The organism is Lysobacter sp. A289 (assembly GCF_054072675.1).
In genome coordinates this window covers 166,035-185,944 of the sequence record NZ_JBSVRN010000001.1, presented here as the reverse complement: position 1 = coordinate 185,944, position 19,910 = coordinate 166,035, and the positions used below count along the sequence as shown (strand labels likewise).

Genomic DNA, 19,910 nt, shown 5'->3' with positions numbered 1-19,910 from the left:
TTCCAGACTTTAGGCAAGTCCGGAACCCGGTCACATTCGCCAGCCCTATAGTTGCCCCCTTCCCCGCTCTGCTGACGTGCCCGTGCGCGCCGCCGCTCGCACCATCAGATGCTCAATGCCGCCCGACGCTGCTGGCGGAAGACGTTGACCATCAGGGTGATCATCAGCAGCAGTACCGCCACGATAAAGATACTCATGCCGAGGTAGTCACCACGCAGGCCCTGCTCGAAGTTGGCGGGCAACTGGCCGCCGTTGGGAATGAACTCCACCGCTGCCATGCCGGTGTAATGCATGCCGCAGACGGCCAGGCCCATCACCAGCGCACTGCCCACCATCTGCCAGCGGCCGCGCAAGTTGAAGGCCAGCCACAGCGCCGCAATCGACGCGACGATGGCAATGGCTACCGAGAGCGCGACCAGTCCGGTGTTGTACTCCATCGTGGCCGGCATCAGCATCGCCATCATGCCCAGGTAGTGCATCCCCACCACTCCCAGCCCCATGCAGACGCCGCCACTGACCAGCTTGGACCAACCAAAGGCTCCGCTGCCTGCCAAACCAAAGCCGAGCGAACAGGCAACCAGCGCAATCAGCGCCGACAGGACCGTCATTGGAATGTCGTAGGCGACCTCCATGCCGATGTCGCAGGCCAGCATGCCGAGAAAATGCATTGTCCAGATCGCACCGACACCCACGGCCGTGCCCGCAGCCAGCACGGCCCTCCAGCGCTGTCCTGCGCGCGCCCCGGGAATGGCCATGGCCAACTGCAAGGCCGTGAATGAGCCCAGCACGGCAACTACGTACGACAGTGCGACTAGAAAAAAACTGTAATCCTGATGTGCAGCATGCATGCCCAACCCCCTTTGGTCAGCGTCGGAACGACGGAGTACTCGCCGGCAGCGCCGGCTGGATCGCAACGGCGGAAACCGTCAGTGAGATATTTCGAACGTGCAGGCGTCCGCACCCGTGCTGCGGCAAAATGTCTCGCGCACGTAAACCCTTTCCCCCTGCACGGATTCGCTCAGCAATCCTTCCAGGTAGCCGCAGAAGAAGCGGCAGCTGCCCGACTCCACCCCGGGCTTCGCCAGCGGATGATCGGACAACCGCAGTTGTTCGCCCTGCAACTCGACCGGGGCCAATGCACGCAACGCCGGCAATCCGATGCGCTTGACTGCGTCGTGAAGCTGCAATTTCGCACCAAGGGAGAAATCACGCTTGTATACCCAAGCACCAGTGCGACGGCCCGCCAGGTGCAACGAGGCGTGACGCGCGTCCGGCGCCAGCGACCGCTCAAGATTGAGCAGCCAGGGGAAAATTTTGGGGTAGTCCTTTGCGATCTGCGGCAGCGCCGCCTCCACCTTCTGCGAATCTGTCTCTGTCGCCTCCATGGGTGTCGGTGCGGGCGCAGAGGCAGGCGGTGCAGACACGGCCGATGCAGCCAGAGGTGACGCTGCCGACCCCAGCATCGACGAGGCAACGCTGGCCGGAGAACCGTCGTACAGCGCCGCTTCGAAGCTGCGCACCCGCGTATGCGTGGCGAGGGCCTCCTCCAGCACCATCTGTCGCTCCGCCGGGCCACGTATCAGCAAGGTCAGGCAGGCCTCTCCCGCACTGCCCCTGGTCAGTCGTTGACGCTGTACGGTAAAGCCGTTGCTGTGTACTACCCGACCAAGCTCAACCAGCAGCCCTTCCCGATGATCGGATACGACCTGAACTTCCAACTGGATCATGCCCCCTCCCCTGAGTGCAGATACAAGTCCGATAAGTGGTGGTATTCGGAAACTTCCTTTACACCACCACGATTCTCGTTTCAGTAAAACCGATGCCCATGTATTGCGCAAGCACTGCCCTGCACTCGCCGAAAACACTCGCTGGCTGCACGGTATCGCCGTCGCATGACGACGACTTGCCACCACCCCCTATAATTGCGTCCTTCCCCGCTCTGCTGGCGTGCCCGTGCACGCCGTCCCCATGTCCGATGTCTCCCAGCAGGCGCTGCGCCGCCGCACCTTCGCCATCATTTCCCACCCCGATGCCGGCAAGACCACGCTGACCGAGAAGCTGTTGCTGTTCGGCGGCGCGATCCAGATGGCCGGCTCGGTCAAGGGCCGCAAGGCCGCCCGCCATGCCACCTCCGACTGGATGAAGCTGGAGCAGGAACGCGGCATCTCGGTGACCTCCTCGGTGATGCAGTTCCCCTACAACGGACACATCGTCAACCTGCTCGACACCCCGGGCCATGCGGACTTCGGCGAGGACACCTATCGGGTGCTGACCGCGGTCGACTCGGCACTGATGGTGATCGACGTGGCCAAGGGCGTGGAAGAACGCACCATCAAGCTGATGGAGGTCTGCCGGCTGCGCGACACGCCGATCATGACCTTCATCAACAAGCTGGACCGCGATGGCAAGGACCCGATCGACCTGCTCGACGAGGTCGAGAGCGTGCTGGGCATCCAGTGCGCGCCGGTCACCTGGCCGATCGGGATGGGCAAGCGGCTCAAGGGCGTGGTCCATCTGGTGACCGGTGAGGTCCATCTGTACGAGCAGGGGCGCAACTTCACCCGCCAGGATTCGACCATCTTTTCCTCCATCGATGACCCCGGGCTGGAAGCGCGGATCGGCGCTGCGGCGCTGGCCGAGGCACGCGGGGAGCTGGAACTGGTCCAGGGCGCCAGCCATCCGTTCGAGTTGGACAAATACCTCGCCGGCGAACAGACCCCGGTGTTCTTTGGCTCGGCGGTCAACAACTTCGGCGTGCAGCTGCTGCTGGACTTCTTCGTCAAGCATGCTCCCAGCCCGCAGCCGCGCGCGACCACTACCCGCGACGTGGATCCGACCGAAGACAAGCTGACCGGCTTCGTGTTCAAGATCCAGGCCAACATGGACCCGCAGCACCGTGACCGTGTCGCTTTCATGCGGATCTGCTCGGGCAAGTTCACCGCCGGCATGAAGGCCTTCCACGTGCGTACTGGCAAGGAACTCAAGCTCGCCAACGCGTTGACCTTCATGGCCAGCGACCGCGAGATCGCCGAGACCGCGTACTCCGGCGATGTGCTGGGCATCCACAACCACGGCACCGTGTCGATCGGCGACAGTTTCAGCGAAGGCGAGCCGATCACCTTCACCGGCATTCCCAACTTTGCACCGGAACTGTTCCGGCGTGCGCGCCTGCGCGATCCGCTCAAGCTAAAGCAACTGCAAAAGGGCCTCGCCCAACTGAGCGAGGAAGGCGCAACCCAGTTTTTCCGGCCACTGATGAGCAACGACCTGATCCTGGGCGCGGTCGGCGTATTGCAGTTCGAGGTGGTCGCCTACCGGCTGAAGGCCGAATACGGCGTGGACGCGATCTTCGAGTCGGTTGCCGTCTCCACCACCCGCTGGATCCGTTGCGACAACGAGAAGAAGCTGGAGCAGTTCCGCGACAAGAATGCCAGCCACCTTGCCCTGGATGCAGCCGACCAGTTGGTCTATCTCGCCCCGACCCGGGTCAACCTGCAGTTGGCACAGGAGCGCGCACCGGATGTCGAATTCCTTGCCACCCGCGAGCAGGCACATGCGGTGAGCGTGAGCTAGCCACTGAACACGCCACAACGTATTCACTCCCGCTTTACCGGCCAGTATCGAAGGTGGACAGCATGTCCTCCTGAGGGTTCCGACCGATGCCAGCCCCCGCCGCCGCGGACACGCCACAGCAACCCGGCGGCCAGACCTCCGGCGCCGGCAACGCTGGACGCTGGTGGCAACAGCCGCGCCGCCATCCCTGGCTGACTGCACTGGGCGTACTGGTGATGGCATTGATCGTGCTGGTCCTGTTGTGGGACTGGAACTGGCTCAAGGGGCCGGTAGAGCGTCAGGTCGAGGCACGCACCGGGCGCGAGTTCAAGATCGGCGGCGACCTGGATGTCGACCTGGGCTGGGTGCCGACGATCCACGCTGACCAGCTGAGCTTCGGCAACGCCGACTGGTCACGGCAGCCAACCATGGCGACCGCCGACCGGGTCGATATCAGCATCGACCTGCGCCGGCTGTTGCGCGGCGAGGTCCGCATTCCCGAGCTGCGCCTGGCCACCCCCAGATTGAACCTGGAAGCGAACCCGAAAGGCGGCGGCAACTGGCAGTTCGGCAGCACCGGCGGCGATACCGACCTGCAGTTCCGACGCATATGGATCGACGACGGAAAGCTTACGTTCCTGGATGCCGCCGCCAAGACCGACATCAAGGTCGATGTAACCAGCTCGCAGGCGCGCGACCCGCGCAACGCCCCACCGATCAAGGTCGACGGCGGCGGGCAATGGAACGGCAACAAGTTCACCCTGCACGGCAGCGCCGAATCGCCGCTGGAGTTGCGCGACACCGAGGCCCCGTACCACATCGACGTCCACGCACAGGCCGGCGCCACCAAGGCCCATGCCCGCGGCACCCTGCGCGACCCGCTGCGCCTGCGCGATTTCGACCTGCAACTGACGCTTGCCGGGAAAAACCTGGAAGACCTGTATCCGCTGATCGGCGTCGCGCTGCCACCAACCCCGCCCTACACCCTCGACGGTCGCTTGAACCGCGACATCAAGGGTGTGAGCACCACTTGGCACTACGACAAGTTCGCCGGCACGGTCGGCGACAGCGACCTGGGCGGCGACGCCGCCTTCACCACCGGTGGCAAGCGGCCTTTCCTGCGCGCGAACCTGCACTCGAAGCGACTGGATTTCGACGACCTCGCCGGCTTCATCGGCGGCGCGCCGCAGGCCGGCAAGGGCGAGACCACCAACCCCGAACTCGCCGCCCAGGCGGCGCAGCAAAAAACCAGCGCGCGCGTGCTGCCCGACACGCCCTACCAACTCGAAAAACTGCGCGCGATGGACGCCGACGTGCGCCTGCAAGCCACGCGCATCAACTCTCCGTCGCTGCCACTGGACGACATGGACGCGCACCTGAAACTCGACGCCGGCCTGCTGCTACTGGACCCATTGAACTTCGGCGTCGCCGATGGCCAGATCCGTTCGACGGTGCGCATGAACGCGCGCGAGGCGACCATCCACACCAATGCCGACGTGGCCGCCAGCGGCCTGACCCTCAGCGAACTGCTGCCCACGGTGGAACTGGTCCAGAACGCCATCGGCAAGCTCAGCGGCCATGCCACCCTGGATGGCAGCGGCAATTCGATCGCCGCGATGCTGGGCAGCAGCGACGGCGAGGTCGCGCTCGGCATCGGCCAAGGCAAGATCAGCAACCTGCTGATGGAGATGGCCGGTATCGATATTGCGGAGATCATCAAGTTCAAGTTGACCGGAGACCAGCTGATCCCGATCCGCTGCGCGTTTGGCGACTTCAAGGTCGACGACGGCGTGATGACGGTGCGCTCGCTCGCGGTCGATACCACCGACACTATCCTGGTCGGCGAAGGCACGATCAACCTCGCCACCGAGCATCTGGACCTTGTCATCAAGCCACGCCCGAAGGATCGCAGCCTGTTCGCCTTCCGCGCTCCGTTGCTGCTCGATGGGACATTCAGGCACCCGGACTTCCGCCCGGACATGGGCGCGATCGGCCTACGCGCCGCGATCGCCCTGACCCTGGGCAGCATCGCCCCGCCGGCCGCGTTGCTGGCGACGCTGGAACTGGGTCCGGGAGAGGATTCGGGCTGCGGCGGCAAGTACGCGAAGTAGCTAGTGGTAACGCGCCTGGTCGCACCGCCGTCGTGCTTCAGCTGGCGATGTATCTCTGCAACTGGTCAAGCTCGACCTGCTGGTCCTCGATCACCGCCTTCACCAGGTCGCCGATCGATACCAGCCCCATCACCTCGCCCTCGACCACCACTGGCAAGTGGCGTATGCGCTGGTTGGTGACCAGCGCCATGCAATGTTCAGCAGTGTCATCAAGGCCCACCGTGAGCACATCGACGGTCATCACCTCGCGCACCGGCGTGGTGGCCGACGAGCGCCCCTGCAACACGATCTTGCGCGCGTAGTCGCGCTCCGACACGATTCCGGCCAGCCGGCCATCGTGGATCACCAGCAACGCACCGATGTGCTTCTCGGCCATCAGCCGGATCGCGTCGATCATCGGCGCATCCGGGCCGATCGCATAAACCTCAGAGGCTTTCGCTTCGAGCAGGTGCCGTACGTTGCGCATGGCCTTGTCCTCCTACGGGATGAACCTGCTCCGAGCATACCCCGGACGCCGGCTGCCAGGCGTCCACCAGGTACAGCGGGCGCTGCTTCGATTCCTCGTACAGCCGGCCCAGGTACTCACCGATCAGTCCCAGCGCGATCAACTGCACCCCACCCAGGAACAGGATCACCGCCATCATCGTCGGCCAACCCTGCACCGGATCGCTCCACAGCAGCGCCTTGCCGATCACCCACGCGCCATAGCCGAACGCCACCAGCGCCGTCAGCAGCCCCAGGTAGGTCGCCAGCCGCAGCGGCGCGGTGGAAAAACTGGTGATGCCTTCCAGGGCGAGGTTCCACAACCGCCACAGGTTGAACTTGCTCGCACCAGCCAGCCGCGCCTCGCGGTGGTACGGAAGCGAAACGCGATTGAAGCCGACCCAGCCGAACAAGCCCTTCATGAAGCGATGGCGCTCGCGAATCTGTCGCAGCGCGTCGAGCGCGCGGGGCGACAACAGGCGGAAGTCACCGGTGTCGGCCGGGATCGGGGTCTTCGACAGCCGCCCGATCAACCGGTAAAACACGTGCGCCGTCGCGCGCTTGAGCCAGCCCTCGCCCTCGCGAACCAGCCGGGTGCCAAAGACATCATCATGGCCTTCGCGCCACAGGCCGACGAAGCGCGGAATCAGCTCCGGGGGATCCTGGCCATCGGCATCCAGGATCATCGCCGCCCCGCGCTCGACCCGGTCAAGGCCCGCCGTCAAAGCCAGTTCCTTGCCGAAGTTGCGCGACAGGCGCAATAAAGAGATGCGGGGATCCGCCGCCGCCAGTTGCTGCAGCACGCTCCAGCTCGCGTCCACGCTGCCATCGTCGATGTACAGCACCGTGCCTTCGATGCCGTACTCATCGGCCACCACCTGCAATGCCGCGGCGATGCGCGGCTGCAGCAGCGACAGGCTTTCCGCCTCATTGAAGGCCGCAACGACAACGGTCAGGCAATCATCGGGCAAGTGCTGGGTACTCATTCCGGCATGGTATCCGACCGGGCGCGGTCCACGCCGCCGGGCCCGCTACTTCTTGTCGGGCTCGCGTCGATCCAGGCGTTCCAGGTAGGCGGCGCCGCCAATTTGCCGCATCTGCTGCTGGACCTGCCGGGTGCGTCGCTGCACATACGGCCCCGGGCTGGCGGCGCTGTAGCGTTTCGGGCTTGGCAACACCGCCGCCAGACGCGCCGCTTCGGCCGGGCTCAGTTGCGCGGCATCCTTTCCGAAGTAGCCACGCGCCGCCGCCTGCGCGCCATATACGCCGTCCCCGAACTCGGCGATGTTGACGTAGACCTCGATGATGCGCGACTTGGGCCACATCAATTCCATCAACGCGGTGTACCAGGCTTCCATGCCCTTGCGCACCCAACTGCGCCCGCTCCACAGGAACAGGTTCTTGGCCGTCTGCTGGCTGATGGTGCTTGCGCCGCGCAATTTGCCGCCACGCTCATGGCGCGCGCGGGCTTTCCGGATCGCCTTCAGGTCGAAGCCGTGATGGTCGGCGAATCGCTGGTCTTCGGACGCGATCACCGCCACGGCCAGGTGCGAAGACACCTGATCACGATCACGCCAGTGGTAGGCCACCCGGAAGTCCCGGTCGCCCTCGCTCCAGGCGTCCAACTGGCGAGCGGCCATGAATGCGGTAAACGGTGGATCGACGAAGCGCAACACCGCCACCTGTACTGTCGTGACCAGCAACCACAGTAGTGGCAACGCCAACAGCCACCGAACCCAACGTCGGCCGCGCAAGACTCGGCCGCGGCGGTTCCTGCTTCCACCTTGCGTCCTGCCCGACAAGCCCCACCTCCAAGGTTCAACCTCCCGCGCTCAAATGAACCGGGTTGTCGCGCATTATCCTTGCATCTTCGCCCCGTCGCACAAACCGCCATGACCCAGACCCGCACCAGCCCCAAGCACATTGCCGACAGTGACCGGCTGACCCGGTTCCTGATCAACCAGGCCGGCGTCCGCGGTGTGCGCGTGCACCTGCAGGCCACCTGGCAACACATCCGCGACCGGATGAGCGACGCCAACGAACAAGCCCCGGCGGCGGTCGAGATGCTTGGTGAGGCGACTGCCGCGGCGGCACTGTTCACCGGCCATGCCAAGGTGGAGGGGCGCCTATCGGTACAGCTGAGCAGCAGCGGTGCGTTGCGCACCTTGTTTGTCGAATGCACCTCCGCCGGAACCCTGCGCGGCGTCGTCCAGCTGGCCGATCCCGCTCATGACCCGGCGCGCAACACGGTATCGCGCGACCTGCGTGAACTGGGCGATGGCGCCGTGCTGGCAATCACCATCGAGAATCCATCCAGCACCGGACGCGAGCCGATGCGCTATCAAGGCCTTGTAGCGCTGCAGGCCGATTCGCTGGCAGGCGCTTTCGAAGATTACTTCCGCCAGTCCGAGCAGTTGCCGACCCGGCTGTTGCTCGCCAGCGATGGCGAACGCGCTGCCGGCTTGATGCTGCAAAAACTCCCCGGTGACGAAGGCGACCAGGACGGCTGGACCCGCACCACCGCGTTGTTCGACACCCTCTCCGAGGATGAGCTGCTCGATCTCCCCGCCCAGGAGCTGCTGACACGATTGTTTCATGAAGACGGCGTACAACTGCTGGGGGACAAGCCATTGTCTTTCGCCTGCTCGTGCTCCACCGAGCGGGTCGAGGCGATGCTGGTGTCGCTGGGAGAGCAGGAAGCGCTCGCGGCCGCGGCGGCATCGGATGGCAACGCGGAGATCCGTTGTGAATTCTGTGGCCAGCGTTATAGCTTCAGTGAAACGCGGATTCGAGAGTTGCTGGCCATCGCAACGGCCCAAATGCATGCGCCGGCGCGTCTGCAATGAGACCGTCTTCACATCCTGTTGATTGTTAAAGAAACATAAACATCCTAGTATCGAGACTCCGGGGACGGGGAACTCCCCCGGCTTCAACCGGTCGTAAAGTGAGCCCATGGACAAACGACTTCTCCGATTGCCGCTCGCCCTGCTGCTCGCCCTAGGCGTGGCGACGGGCGTGCACGCGCAATCGGCAAAGGTCGACTCACCGCGTGACGCGACGGTCCTGCCGGTCTGGAACCACACCAGCGGGAAGCTCGAAGCGCTGCTGTTGCTGGAACCCACCGGCAGTTCGTCTGCGGATGCGCGCTGGCGCGTGGGCAGTACCACGTTGGATGCGGCGTTCGGCTTGAAGGCCGGCAACACTCTGGGCCTGGTCTGCGATCGCAGCTCCGGCTTGGCCGGCACCATCGGCAACCTTGCCAACCATTGCCTGCTCGCCGCGATGGAAGACGGCAAGCAAGCCGGTCAGGCGGTTGCCGGCGCCAGCCTGCGCAAAGGCGATACCCGGTTCGGGCTGTCGCTGGGCAAAGGTCGCGACACGCTGCCCGCATGGCTCAACCCCACCGGTCCGCGCAGGCAGCTCGACCAGAACACATTGACGGTTTATGGCCAGCAGAACATCGGCAGCGAAGCCACCGTGTCCATCGGCGGCACCTGGGCGCGGGCGCGGCTGATACCTGCCGGCGACGTACCGGCGTTGGCCGATCGTTGGGACAGCCGGAGCGTGACCGTGGGCGCCGGCTACGGCAACTTTGGCGCCAACATCATTGGTCGGGTAGTCGATACCCCCGATCAAGCCGGTGGCTGGGAAGGCCTCGGGGTCGGCTTGACCTGGCGTACCCCGTGGAGCGGCCGGTTGACGGTAGGCGCGGAGAAGATCACCCGCGGCTCCAACCCGTTTGCACTCAACGCAAACGAAGACGAGGGCACCGTGCCCTACGTGCGGTACGAGCAGGACCTTTAGCCAGAAACAAGCCCGATTGCCGTGAGCGAGAGCGCTGCGGATCAGATAAAAATCCGCCCCAAGCATGAAAAATCCGATTAAATCGGATTTTTTTTTGCCTCGGCATCTACCTGAACAGGCGTCACGGTGGCGTAACAAACCGCTTTCATTGAGTAAGTCATTGTTTTTGATGTATTTTTATTCTACTGGCTACTGAATGAGGGTGAAATTTAACGACACTTTAATTTTTGGTCGTGTGCAGCTACTATCGGTTGGCCTTGCCGGATTTGGCGTCTCGCTTGACATCACCGGCCGGGTTCCCATGGGAATTACCAAGACTGACTTGGAGAGAGAGACACACATGACGCTCAAGACCACCAAACTCCGCGACGCGATTTCCTTCGCGCTCGTCGTAGGCGCTACCACCCTCGCCGGCTCCGGCGTGGCACTCGCGCAGGACGCAGACCAGGAAGGCCAACAAGCCACCACCCTGGACCGCATTGAAGTCACCGGCTCGCGCATCCGCTCGGTCGATGCCGAAACCTCGCAGCCGGTCCTCGTGCTCAGCCGCGAAGACATCGCCAAGCAGGGCGTGACCTCGGTCGCCGAAGTGCTCAACCGCATTTCTGCCGCCGGCGCTTCCCTCAACCGCACGTTCAACAATGGCGGCGACGGCTCCTCGAACATCGCACTGCGCAACCTCGGTTCCTCGCGCACCCTGGTGCTGGTCGATGGTCGCCGCTGGGTCTCCGGCCTCGGCGGTTCAGTCGACCTGAACACCATCCCGGCCGCCATCATCGAGCGCGTCGAAGTCCTGAAGGACGGCGCCTCGGCGATCTATGGTTCCGACGCGATCGCGGGCGTGATCAACATCATCACCCGTAACAACTACGAAGGTGCCGAGTTCCGCACCCACATCGGCCAGTTCAGCGAGGGCGACGGTGAGCGCAACACCATCGAAGCCACCTTGGGCGCCAGCAACGACCGCAGCAACATCGTGGTCAGCCTGTCGCGCGTCGAGGAAGGCGAGGTCATGGGCAGCGACCGCGCTCAATCGGCCGACCCGGTGTTTGGCCGCGGCTCCGCGCTGTACAGCGGTTTCTCCGACAACGGCAAGATCTGGAACGGCGCCCCGGACGGCAGCCTCAGCAACTTCCTGATTGTTCCCCCGGGCGCGAGCGGCAGCGGCCCGGCCGGCCAGCAGCGTTATGGTCTGGATGAGTTCGTGCCGTGGAATGTCTCCGAGCACGCTTACAACTACGCGGCCGACAACTACCTGTTGACCCCGCAGACCCGTACCTCGCTGTACCTGAAGGGTCGCTTCGACGTCACCGACAACGTCACCTTTGTAGCCGACGCGCTGTACAACGAGCGTCGCTCGGAGCAGCAGTTGGCCGGCTTCCCGCTCAGTGGCGGTCCGGCCCTGGGCAACGATCCCGATACCCTGCTCAGTGGCGACAGCTACTTCAACCCGTACAACCCCCTCTACGGTGGTGACGGCCGCGACGTGACCTGGAGCCACCGTCTCACCGAGCAGGCGCGTGTCTACCAGCAGAACGTCAAGACCTTCCACACCTATGTCGGGCTCGAGGGCAGCTTCCAGTTCGCCGACCGCTACTTCGACTGGGATGTCGGCTACAACTTCAACAAGTCCGATCAGGAAGATGCGCAGATCGGCGACGCCAACATGGTCAACGTCGCCCTCGGCGTCGGCCCGTCGTTCCTCGACACCGATGGCATCGTCAAGTGCGGCGCCGCGGGTGCCGTGATCGAAGGCTGCGTGCCGTTCAATCCGCTGTCGCCGGCGGGCGGCGTCCCGGCCGAGCAGATGGACTACATCCTGTTCACCGCACAGGACGCTTTCCAGAACCGCAGCGAAAGCTTCACCGCCAACCTCAGTGGCGAGATCGTCGAACTGCCGGCCGGCATGATGGGCTTCGCGGCCGGTATCGAGTCGCGCAAGGAAAGCGGTTTCGATCGTCCGGATGCCTTCGTGGCCGCCGGCTACAGCTCGGGCAACGGCCGCCAGCCGACCGCGGGTGCGTACGACCTCGACGAGATCTACGGCGAGCTGTTGATCCCGATCCTGGCCGACATGCCCGGTGCCCAGTTGCTGGAAGTCAGCCTGGCCTCGCGCTACTCGGATTACAGCAACTTCGGCGACACCACCAACAGCAAGTTCGGCTTCAAGTGGAAGCCGATTGAGGACCTGCTGGTCCGCGGCAACTGGGCCGAAGGCTTCCGCGCCCCGCCGATCCAGACGCTGTTCCGCGGCTTGTCCGACACCTACACCCAGTTCGGTGACATCTGCTCGTCGGACTACGTCGGTAGCACAGCCACCATCGCGGCCAACTGCGCGGCGGACGGCGTCGCAAGCGACTTCGTCCAGCGCACCAACCAGGGGGAAGGCTATTTCGGCCAGACGATCTTCCCGTTCTCGCTGGGTGGCAATCCGAACGCAGGCCCGGAAACCTCGACCAGCACCACGCTGGGCCTGGTATACAGCCCGTCCTATGTGACCGGCCTGGATATCTCGCTGGACTGGTGGAACATCGAGATCGAGAATGCGCTGTCGAGCCCGTCGCCGGCCTATATCCTCGACCAGTGCTACGCCGAGGGTAACCAGGCGTACTGCGCGCTGTTCTCGCGCCGTGCGGAAGACTCGCAGATCGACCAGATGCTGCTGGTCCCGCAGAACCTCAGCGTGATCGAAGCTGAAGGTTATGACCTGGACGTGAACTACCGGATGGCGGAAGGCGCCTACGGCCAGTTCACCTTTGGCCTGAACGCGTCCTACACTGCCAAGTGGGAGTCGAAGTTCACCCCCGAAGACGAGCCCTCCAATGCGGTCGGCATGTACTACCAGGACGATCCGAACTGGCGGCTGCGTGGCAACGGTTCACTCGACTGGACCATGGGTGATTTCGGCGTGACCTGGATCAGCCGTTACTACTCCGGTCTGGAAGAGGCTTGCCCGATCCCCGGCTATGGTCTCTGCTCGGACGAGGATCGTCGCGACGAGGACGGCGCCGCGCCGCGCAACCACATCGGTTCGACCACGTACCACGACGTGCAGGCCCGCTACAACCTGCCGTGGAACGGTACCGTCAAGCTGGGCGTGAACAACGTCTTCGGGAAGCGTTCGCCGACCGCATACAACGCGTTCGCCAACTCGTTCGACCCGCAGTACGACATCCCGGACTCCCAGTACCTCTACATGGAGTACGTGCAGCGGTTCTGATCGGTACATCGATCAAGCTGTAGCAAGCTGTAGAAGGAAGCGGCCCCGGAAACGGGGCCGCTTTTTTTGTCGCGTACAATCGACATGAACTCCCGCGCACCTTGGCCCACCATGACCAACACCGCCCCGACACCCCACGAAAGCCATCGCGTCGACGCACGCCGGGCAGCGGAGGCGGGGCAACTGGCCGGCGCCCGGACTGCCTACACCGCGCTGCTGCAGGCGTATCCGGACGACGTGGAGGCGCTCAATTTCATTGCTATCCACACGCTGTCCGAAGGTCACCCCGGGCGCGCCAGGGAGCTTCTGGAGCACGCCCTGTCAGTGGCGCCGGACGATGTCCCGACCCGCAAGAACCTGGGCGTGGCACTGTTGCACTCCGGCGACGCGGAGCGCGCGCGGGACGTGCTGCAACCGGCCGTGGACGAGCTTCCGGACTATTTCGTGGCGCGGTTGTACCTGGGCGTTGCGTTGGAGCGACTGGGCGAGCAACGGCAATCCGTCATTGAGTACCTGAGGGCGCTGAGCGCCGCTCACCGCGAGGGGCAATGGCGCGACGCCCAGACTACTCCGGCCGGTCTGCGCCCGGTGGTCGCGCGCGCCGCCGAAATTGTAAGGTCCGCTTATCCACGCCTGCTGCATGCGGTGATGGCGCCGCTGCGCGAGCGGCACGGGGCCAAGGCGATGGCACGGGTCGACAGATGCCTGTCCAGCTACCTTGGCGAGATCACGATCAAACCCGAACAGCCAAGCCAGAAACCAACCTTCCTGTACTTCCCCGGCCTGCCCGAGACCCCGTTCCTGTCGCGTGACCTGTTCCCCTGGTACGAACAGATGGAGGCGTGCACCGATGCGATCCGCGACGAACTGCTTGCGGTGTTGGCGGCCGACGGTGCGGACCTGGTTCCGTTCCTGGGCGAGCCGCCACCGGGCATGAACTCGCAGTATCTCGGCGGTCGCGCGGACGTAAAGCCCCAGTGGGATGGATTGTTCTTCCACCGCCACGGCAAACGCAATGAAGAAAACTGCCGGCGCTGCCCGCAGACCGCCGCCGCCCTGGATGCAGCGCCGACGGTGCGCATACGCGGCCATGCACCCGAGTCGCTGTTCTCGGTGCTGGGTGCCGGCTCGCACATCCTGCCGCACACCGGGGTGACCAACACCCGCGTGGTCACCCATCTGCCGCTGCTGGTCCCGGGCGAGTGCACCCTGCGCGTCGCCGACCAGCGCCACGACTGGCAAGAGGGCCGTTGCATCACGTTCGACGACACCTTCGAGCACGAGGCGTGGAACCACAGTGACAGGACCCGGGTGATCCTGTTGTTCGATGTCTGGAACCCGCACATGACCCCGGTCGAGCAGAGCGCGGTCACCGAGTTGGTATCGGCAATTGCCGACCTGAAGGGCGAAGAACTGTAAACCGCCGAATTCAGACAACCCCGGTGGCCCGGGGTTGTCACGGCGCAGGACTCATCCGGCCAGGCGTGCTGCGATCCGCTGCTGTTCGTCCTTCAGCACCTGCGGCATGCGCGGGCCGTACTCGTCGAGGTACTCGCCGATACTGGCGAACTCGGCCTGCCAGCCGGCCGGCTCGAAGCCGAACAGCTTGGCGCGGGCCTCACCGTCCAGCTCGAGGCCTTCAAGGTTGATATCGGCGTCTGTGGGCAGGAAGCCGATCGGGGTCTCGACCGCACCGGCCTCGCCCTTCACCCGGCCGATCATCCACTCCAGCACCCGCAGGTTGTCGCCGAAGCCGGGCCACATGAATTTGCCATCGTCGCTCTTGCGGAACCAGTTGACGTGGAAGATCTTCGGCAGCTTCGCGCCAGGCGCGTCGAACGACAGCCAGTGGTTGAAGTAGTCGGCGAAGTTGTAGCCGCAGAACGGCTTCATCGCCATCGGGTCGCGACGCATCACGCCGACTGCGCCGGTGGCGGCGGCGGTGGTCTCCGAGCCCATCGCGGCGCCGACCAGCACGCCGTGGGCCCAGTCGCGGGCCTCGAACACCAACGGTACCAGCGAGGCCCGGCGGCCGCCGAAGACAATCGCCGAGATCGGAACGCCGGCCGGGTTCTCGGTCTCCGGTGAGTAGCTCGGGCATTGCCGCGCGGACACGGTGAAACGCGAGTTGGGGTGCGCGGCCGGACGTTTGCTGGCGTCATACGGCTCGCCGCGCCAGTCGGTGACCGGCTCGCCCTCGCCCAGGCCTTCCCACCACGGCTGGTTGTCAGCAGTCACGCCGACATTGGTGAAGATCGTGTTGGACTGGATCGACTCCAGCGCATTGGGGTTGGACTGCTTCGAGGTGCCCGGGGCGACGCCGAAGAAGCCCGCCTCCGGGTTGATCGCGTACAGCCGGCCGTCGGCGCCCGGGCGCATCCAGCAGATGTCGTCACCGACAGTGGTGATCTTCCAGCCATCGGTGCGGTAGCCCTCCGGCGGGATCAGCATCGCCAGGTTGGTCTTGCCGCACGCCGACGGGAACGCAGCAGCGATGTAATGGGTCTCGCCCTGCGGGTTCTCCAACCCCAGGATCAGCATGTGCTCGGCCAGCCAGCCTTCCGATTTCGCCTGATGGCTGGCGATCCGCAGCGCGTGGCACTTCTTGCCCAGCAGTGCGTTGCCGCCATAGCCGGAGCCATACGACTTGATCGACAGCTCCTCGGGGAAATGCATGATCAGGCGGCGATTGGGGTCGAGCTCACCGGTCGAATGCAGGCCCTTGACGAACGAGTCTGTCCGCCCGTCGCGAACGGCTTGTTCGCCCTCGCGTTCGATCCGCGCCAGCGCCGGCGCGCCCATGCGGGTCATGATCCGCATGTTGGCGACCACGTACGGGCTGTCGGTGATCTCCACGCCACAGCGCGACAGTGGGGAGTCGATCGGCCCCATGCAATACGGGATCACGTACATCGTGCGCCCCTGCATGCAGCCGTCAAACAACGCATCGATCTTGGCGTGGGCTTCGGCCGGCGGCATCCAGTGGTTATTGGGACCGGCATCGTCACGATTGGACGGGCACACGAAGGTCAGGTGCTCGACCCGGGCGACGTCATCAGGGTCGGAGCGATGCAGCCAGCTGCCCGGATGGGTCTGCTCGTTGAGCTTGATCAGGGTGCCGTCGGCCTGCATCAATGCGTTGAGTGCATCGCTTTGTGCGTCGCTGCCATCGCACCATTGGATGTGGTCGGGCCGGGTCAGCGCAGCCACCTCGGCGACCCAAGTATTCAATGCTTGCAGCGTGCTGCCCCTCGCTACTGGCACATCATTGGGGCTCGCACTATTGAAGCTGGCATTTTTGGAGATTACATCATTGGAGATTGCGTTCACGGCACTGGCCTCCAGCCGGTTGGTTATCGGGTATGGGCGCACGCCCATCGGAAGGCGTCCGGATGCTGCGGATCTTTACAACTTGTCGGGAATCAACGTCGTCATCATGTGCTCGACGTAGGCGTCGAAGTCCTCGTGCTGCAGGCGCGTCTGCCGCAACTGCAGGTTCAGTTGCAGAAAACCCACGTAGGCCGCATAGGCCAACCGCGCGCGGTTCTGGGCATCGTTGCGCCCCATACCTGCCTGGCGGAACGAGGCGGTCAGGTACTCGAGCCGGCGCTCGGACACGCGACCAATCACCGGCTGTACCGCCGGGTGGTCCAGCGCCTTGAGCAACTCGGAATAGATAATGTGCGCCTTGTACTCGTGGGCCACCATCGAGAACAGCGCACGCAGGCGTTCACGCGGATCGGCGACCGCCTCGAGCTGGCCGAAGACGGTTTCCTGCTCCATCGTCTCCCAGCGTTCCAGCGCGGCCACCAGCAAGGCGTCGCGCGATGGGAAGTGCCAATAGAAACTACCCTTGGTGACCCCAAGCCTGCGTGCAAGCGGCTCGACGGCGACCGCGGCCACGCCCTGCTCGGCGATGACATCCAATGCGGCCTGCGCCCAATCATCGGCGCTGAGCCGGCCATTGCGCTCGGACTTGACGGGCGGCGCGCTGGCCGGGGGCGGTGTGATGGTCTGGGTCATGACGGTCGAGTGTAGCAACCATACGGCGCCGCCGGTAAAGCGTATGTAGCGGCTCGATCGACGCGGCAAGCGCGAGGTTGACAGCGGTTGCCGGGGTTTACCATACTTGAGCGTATGTTGATGGTGCGGTTCCGGCAGACCGAGATAGTGCCCGCCGGATCGCAACCATCACGTCTTCATGACTAGTCTGTGGTCATCCCGTCGCACCGCCGCTGGAGCGTCCCATGAGCATCGCCATCCCGTTTCTCCTTCTGCTGCTGATAAGCGGAATCGCCGCATACCACCGATGGCGCTTGCCGGTCTGGGTCGCACTGGTCGCCGTCGGGCTGGTCGCGTGCTGGTTGCTGGGCGCCAACGCCATTGCCACCATCATTGCCGGGCTGGTGTTGGCCATCATCGCGGTGCCGTTGCTGCTGCCGCCGATCCGCCTGCCCTTCATCACCACCCCGCTACTTGGCTTCTACACCAAGATCCTGCCGCCGCTGTCGGAGACCGAACGGGTCGCACTGGAGGCGGGCACGGTCGGTTTTGAAGGTGAGCTGTTCTCCGGCAAGCCCGATTGGCGCGTATTGCTCGACCAACCGGCTCCCCGGCTCTCCGCCGAGGAACAGGCATTCCTCGACGGCCCCTGCGAGCAATTGTGCGCAATGACAAACGACTGGGACATCACCCACGTGCGCGCCGACCTGCCGCCGGAGATGTGGGAGTTCATCAAGACCAATAAATTCTTCGGCATGATCGTGCCGAAGGAATACGGCGGGCTGGGTTTCAGTGCCCTGGCCAACCACAAGGTGATCCAGAAACTCGCGTCAATCTCCTCGGTGGTCAGCTCGACCGTCGGCGTGCCCAACTCGCTGGGGCCGGCCGAGCTGCTGATGCATTACGGCACCGAGGAACAAAAAGACCACTACCTGCCGCGGTTGGCCGATGGGCGGGAAATACCGTGTTTTGCGCTGACCGGACCGTGGGCCGGCTCGGACGCGACCTCGATCCCGGATTTCGGCATTGTCTGCATGGGCGACTGGAACGGCGCGAACGTGGTCGGCGTCAAGCTGACCTTCGACAAGCGCTATATCACCCTGGCCCCGGTCGCGACCCTGATCGGTATGGCCTTCCGGATGTACGACCCCGACGCCATCCTGGGCGACGTGCGCGACATCGGCATCAGTCTTGCGTTGTTGCCGCGCGATACCGCCGGCATTGATATCGGCCGTCGCCATTTCCCGCTCAACAGCCCGTTCCAGAATGGCCCGTTGCAGGGCCGCGAGGTATTCATCCCGCTGAGCCAGCTGATCGGCGGCGAGGCGCAGGCCGGCAAGGGCTGGCAGATGCTGGTGGAGGTGTTGTCGATCGGCCGTTCCATCACACTGCCCTCCACCGCCAGCGGCGGCAGCAAGCTGGGTGCGGTGGTGACCGGCGCGTACGCGCGCATCCGCAAGCAGTTCGGCCTGTCGATCGGACGCTTCGAAGGCGTGCAGGAGGCGCTGGCGCGTATTGCCGGCAATGCCTACACAATCAGCGCGCTGTCGGAATCCACCGCGGCAGCGGTCACCCGTGGTGAAAACCCGGCCGTGCCGTCGACCATCGCCAAGTACCACTGCACCGAGTTGGGCCGCCAGGTAGCCCAGGATGCGATGGACATCCACGGCGGCAAGGGCATCATCCTGGGGCCGAAGAACTACCTGGGTCGCTCGTGGCAGGCCGCCCCGATCGCGATCACGGTCGAGGGCGCCAACATCATGACCCGCTCGCTGATGATCTTCGGCCAGGGCGCGATCCTGTGCCATCCCTGGGTACTCAAGGAGATGAAGGCAGCGATGCTGCCGGACGGGCCCGAGCGCGTGCGCGAGTTCGACCAAAACCTGTTTGGCCACATCGGTTTCGCGATATCCAACGCCGTACGCTCGCTGTGGTTCGGCGTGACCGGCGCGAGCATCGGCAAGGCTCCCGGTGATGTCTACACCCGTCGCTACTACCGCAAGCTCAACCGCTATTCGGCGGCCTTGGCGTTGTGCGCCGATACCTCGATGCTGATGTTGGGCGGCAAGCTGAAATTCAAGGAGTCGCTGTCGGGCCGGCTGGGCGACGTACTCAGCCAGCTCTACATCGCCAGTGCCCTGCTCAAGCGTTACCAGGACCAAGGCTGCCCGGAGACCGACCAGCCACTGCTGGCGTGGGCGTTCCATAACGCCGTACACAAGGTCGAGATTGCGTTCTCCGGCGCGCTGCGCAACTTCCCGATCCGTCCCGTCGGCTGGCTGCTGTGGGTCCTGGTGTTCCCGTTGGGACGCCGCGCGCAGGCGCCCAGCGATCGCCTTGGCCATCGTGCCGCGAGCTTGCTGATGTCGCCCAACGCGGCGCGCGACCGCCTCGCCGAAGGCATTTTCCTGACCCCGATGGCAAGCAACCCGGCCGGCCGGATCAACAGCTACCTGCAGGCGGCGATCCTGGCCGAGCCGGTGGAGCGCAAGTTCCTGAAGGCGATGAAAAACAGCGACATCGAATCGCTGACCTTTGCCGAGCAACTCGATGAAGGCGTGCGCGAGGGCTGGATCACCGCCGACGAGCGCGGCCAGTTGGAAGCGCTGCGCGAGATGACCATCGACACCATCAGCGTGGATGACTTCGATACCGAGGAACTGCGCTCGGCCGGTTACCGTCGCCAGGACCGGCAGGAACCGGCCTTGGCATAGACCAGCGGAAACATTGCAACACGG

Annotated in this window: 14 protein-coding genes; 7 read left to right on the top strand and 7 right to left on the bottom strand. The window is 64.5% G+C overall.

Annotated elements, in window-relative coordinates; all coding sequences use genetic code 11:
- Positions 1 to 104 precede the first annotated feature (104 nt).
- Together ACW5DN_RS00865 and ACW5DN_RS00860 are read right to left on the bottom strand one after the other, a co-directional pair.
- The gene (locus ACW5DN_RS00865; RefSeq protein ID WP_456960879.1) at positions 105 to 848 is read right to left on the bottom strand and encodes an MHYT domain-containing protein; all 744 of its coding nucleotides are present in this window, start codon (positions 846 to 848) and stop codon (positions 105 to 107) included.
- A gap of 78 nt (positions 849 to 926) precedes the next feature.
- A complete protein-coding gene (locus tag ACW5DN_RS00860; protein ID WP_456960878.1) occupies positions 927 to 1,727 on the bottom strand; it encodes a V4R domain-containing protein in 801 nt (266 codons plus the stop codon).
- A 241-nt stretch (positions 1,728 to 1,968) separates the two neighbouring features.
- Here ACW5DN_RS00860 and ACW5DN_RS00855 point away from each other — a divergent pair, with 241 nt between their 5' ends.
- On the top strand, positions 1,969 to 3,573 hold the full coding sequence (locus tag ACW5DN_RS00855; protein WP_456960877.1) for a peptide chain release factor 3: 1,605 nt from the start codon (positions 1,969 to 1,971) through the stop codon (positions 3,571 to 3,573).
- A gap of 215 nt (positions 3,574 to 3,788) precedes the next feature.
- Positions 3,789 to 5,663 carry an AsmA family protein gene (locus ACW5DN_RS00850; protein ID WP_456962918.1) on the top strand — a complete coding sequence of 625 codons (1,875 nt, stop codon included), beginning with the start codon at positions 3,789 to 3,791 and terminating at the stop codon, positions 5,661 to 5,663.
- A gap of 37 nt (positions 5,664 to 5,700) precedes the next feature.
- On the opposite strand, the gene ACW5DN_RS00845 is transcribed toward ACW5DN_RS00850, so the two are convergent.
- Genes ACW5DN_RS00845 through mtgA form a run of 3 tightly spaced genes read right to left on the bottom strand, consistent with a single transcriptional unit; the run spans position 5,701 to position 7,900 of the window.
- Positions 5,701 to 6,129 (bottom strand): CBS domain-containing protein, encoded by a 429-nt coding sequence (locus ACW5DN_RS00845; protein ID WP_456960876.1) that lies wholly within the window; start codon positions 6,127 to 6,129, stop codon positions 5,701 to 5,703.
- Positions 6,089 to 7,132 (bottom strand): glycosyltransferase family 2 protein, encoded by a 1,044-nt coding sequence (locus ACW5DN_RS00840; RefSeq protein WP_456960875.1) that lies wholly within the window; start codon positions 7,130 to 7,132, stop codon positions 6,089 to 6,091. The genes ACW5DN_RS00845 and ACW5DN_RS00840 overlap by 41 nt, the downstream gene beginning before the upstream one ends.
- Before the next feature lie 45 nt (positions 7,133 to 7,177).
- Entirely contained in the window at positions 7,178 to 7,900 is a 723-nt protein-coding gene (mtgA, locus tag ACW5DN_RS00835) for a monofunctional biosynthetic peptidoglycan transglycosylase (RefSeq protein WP_456960874.1), read from the bottom strand.
- 168 nt (positions 7,901 to 8,068) lie between these two features.
- On the opposite strand from mtgA, the gene hslO reads away from it, so the two are divergent.
- The 4 genes from hslO to ACW5DN_RS00815 all read left to right on the top strand — a co-directional run bounded on the left by hslO (position 8,069) and on the right by ACW5DN_RS00815 (position 14,589).
- The gene (gene hslO / locus ACW5DN_RS00830; RefSeq protein WP_456962917.1) at positions 8,069 to 8,992 is read left to right on the top strand and encodes an Hsp33 family molecular chaperone HslO; all 924 of its coding nucleotides are present in this window, start codon (positions 8,069 to 8,071) and stop codon (positions 8,990 to 8,992) included.
- A 142-nt stretch (positions 8,993 to 9,134) separates the two neighbouring features.
- Positions 9,135 to 9,950, top strand: a complete 816-nt coding sequence (locus ACW5DN_RS00825) for an XOO1806 family protein (RefSeq protein WP_456962916.1) — start codon at positions 9,135 to 9,137, stop codon at positions 9,948 to 9,950.
- A 340-nt stretch (positions 9,951 to 10,290) separates the two neighbouring features.
- On the top strand, positions 10,291 to 13,170 hold the full coding sequence (locus ACW5DN_RS00820; protein ID WP_456960873.1) for a TonB-dependent receptor domain-containing protein: 2,880 nt from the start codon (positions 10,291 to 10,293) through the stop codon (positions 13,168 to 13,170).
- A 111-nt stretch (positions 13,171 to 13,281) separates the two neighbouring features.
- Entirely contained in the window at positions 13,282 to 14,589 is a 1,308-nt protein-coding gene (locus tag ACW5DN_RS00815; protein WP_456960872.1) for an aspartyl/asparaginyl beta-hydroxylase domain-containing protein, read from the top strand.
- A 51-nt stretch (positions 14,590 to 14,640) separates the two neighbouring features.
- Here ACW5DN_RS00815 and ACW5DN_RS00810 read toward each other — a convergent pair whose 3' ends face one another.
- A complete protein-coding gene (locus ACW5DN_RS00810) occupies positions 14,641 to 16,401 on the bottom strand; it encodes a phosphoenolpyruvate carboxykinase (GTP) (protein WP_456960871.1) in 1,761 nt (586 codons plus the stop codon).
- 174 nt (positions 16,402 to 16,575) lie between these two features.
- Entirely contained in the window at positions 16,576 to 17,193 is a 618-nt protein-coding gene (locus ACW5DN_RS00805) for a TetR/AcrR family transcriptional regulator (protein ID WP_456960870.1), read from the bottom strand.
- Positions 17,194 to 17,417: 224 nt separating this feature from the next.
- Here ACW5DN_RS00805 and ACW5DN_RS00800 point away from each other — a divergent pair, with 224 nt between their 5' ends.
- Positions 17,418 to 19,886 carry an acyl-CoA dehydrogenase gene (locus ACW5DN_RS00800; protein WP_456960869.1) on the top strand — a complete coding sequence of 823 codons (2,469 nt, stop codon included), beginning with the start codon at positions 17,418 to 17,420 and terminating at the stop codon, positions 19,884 to 19,886.
- Positions 19,887 to 19,910: the final 24 nt, after the last annotated feature.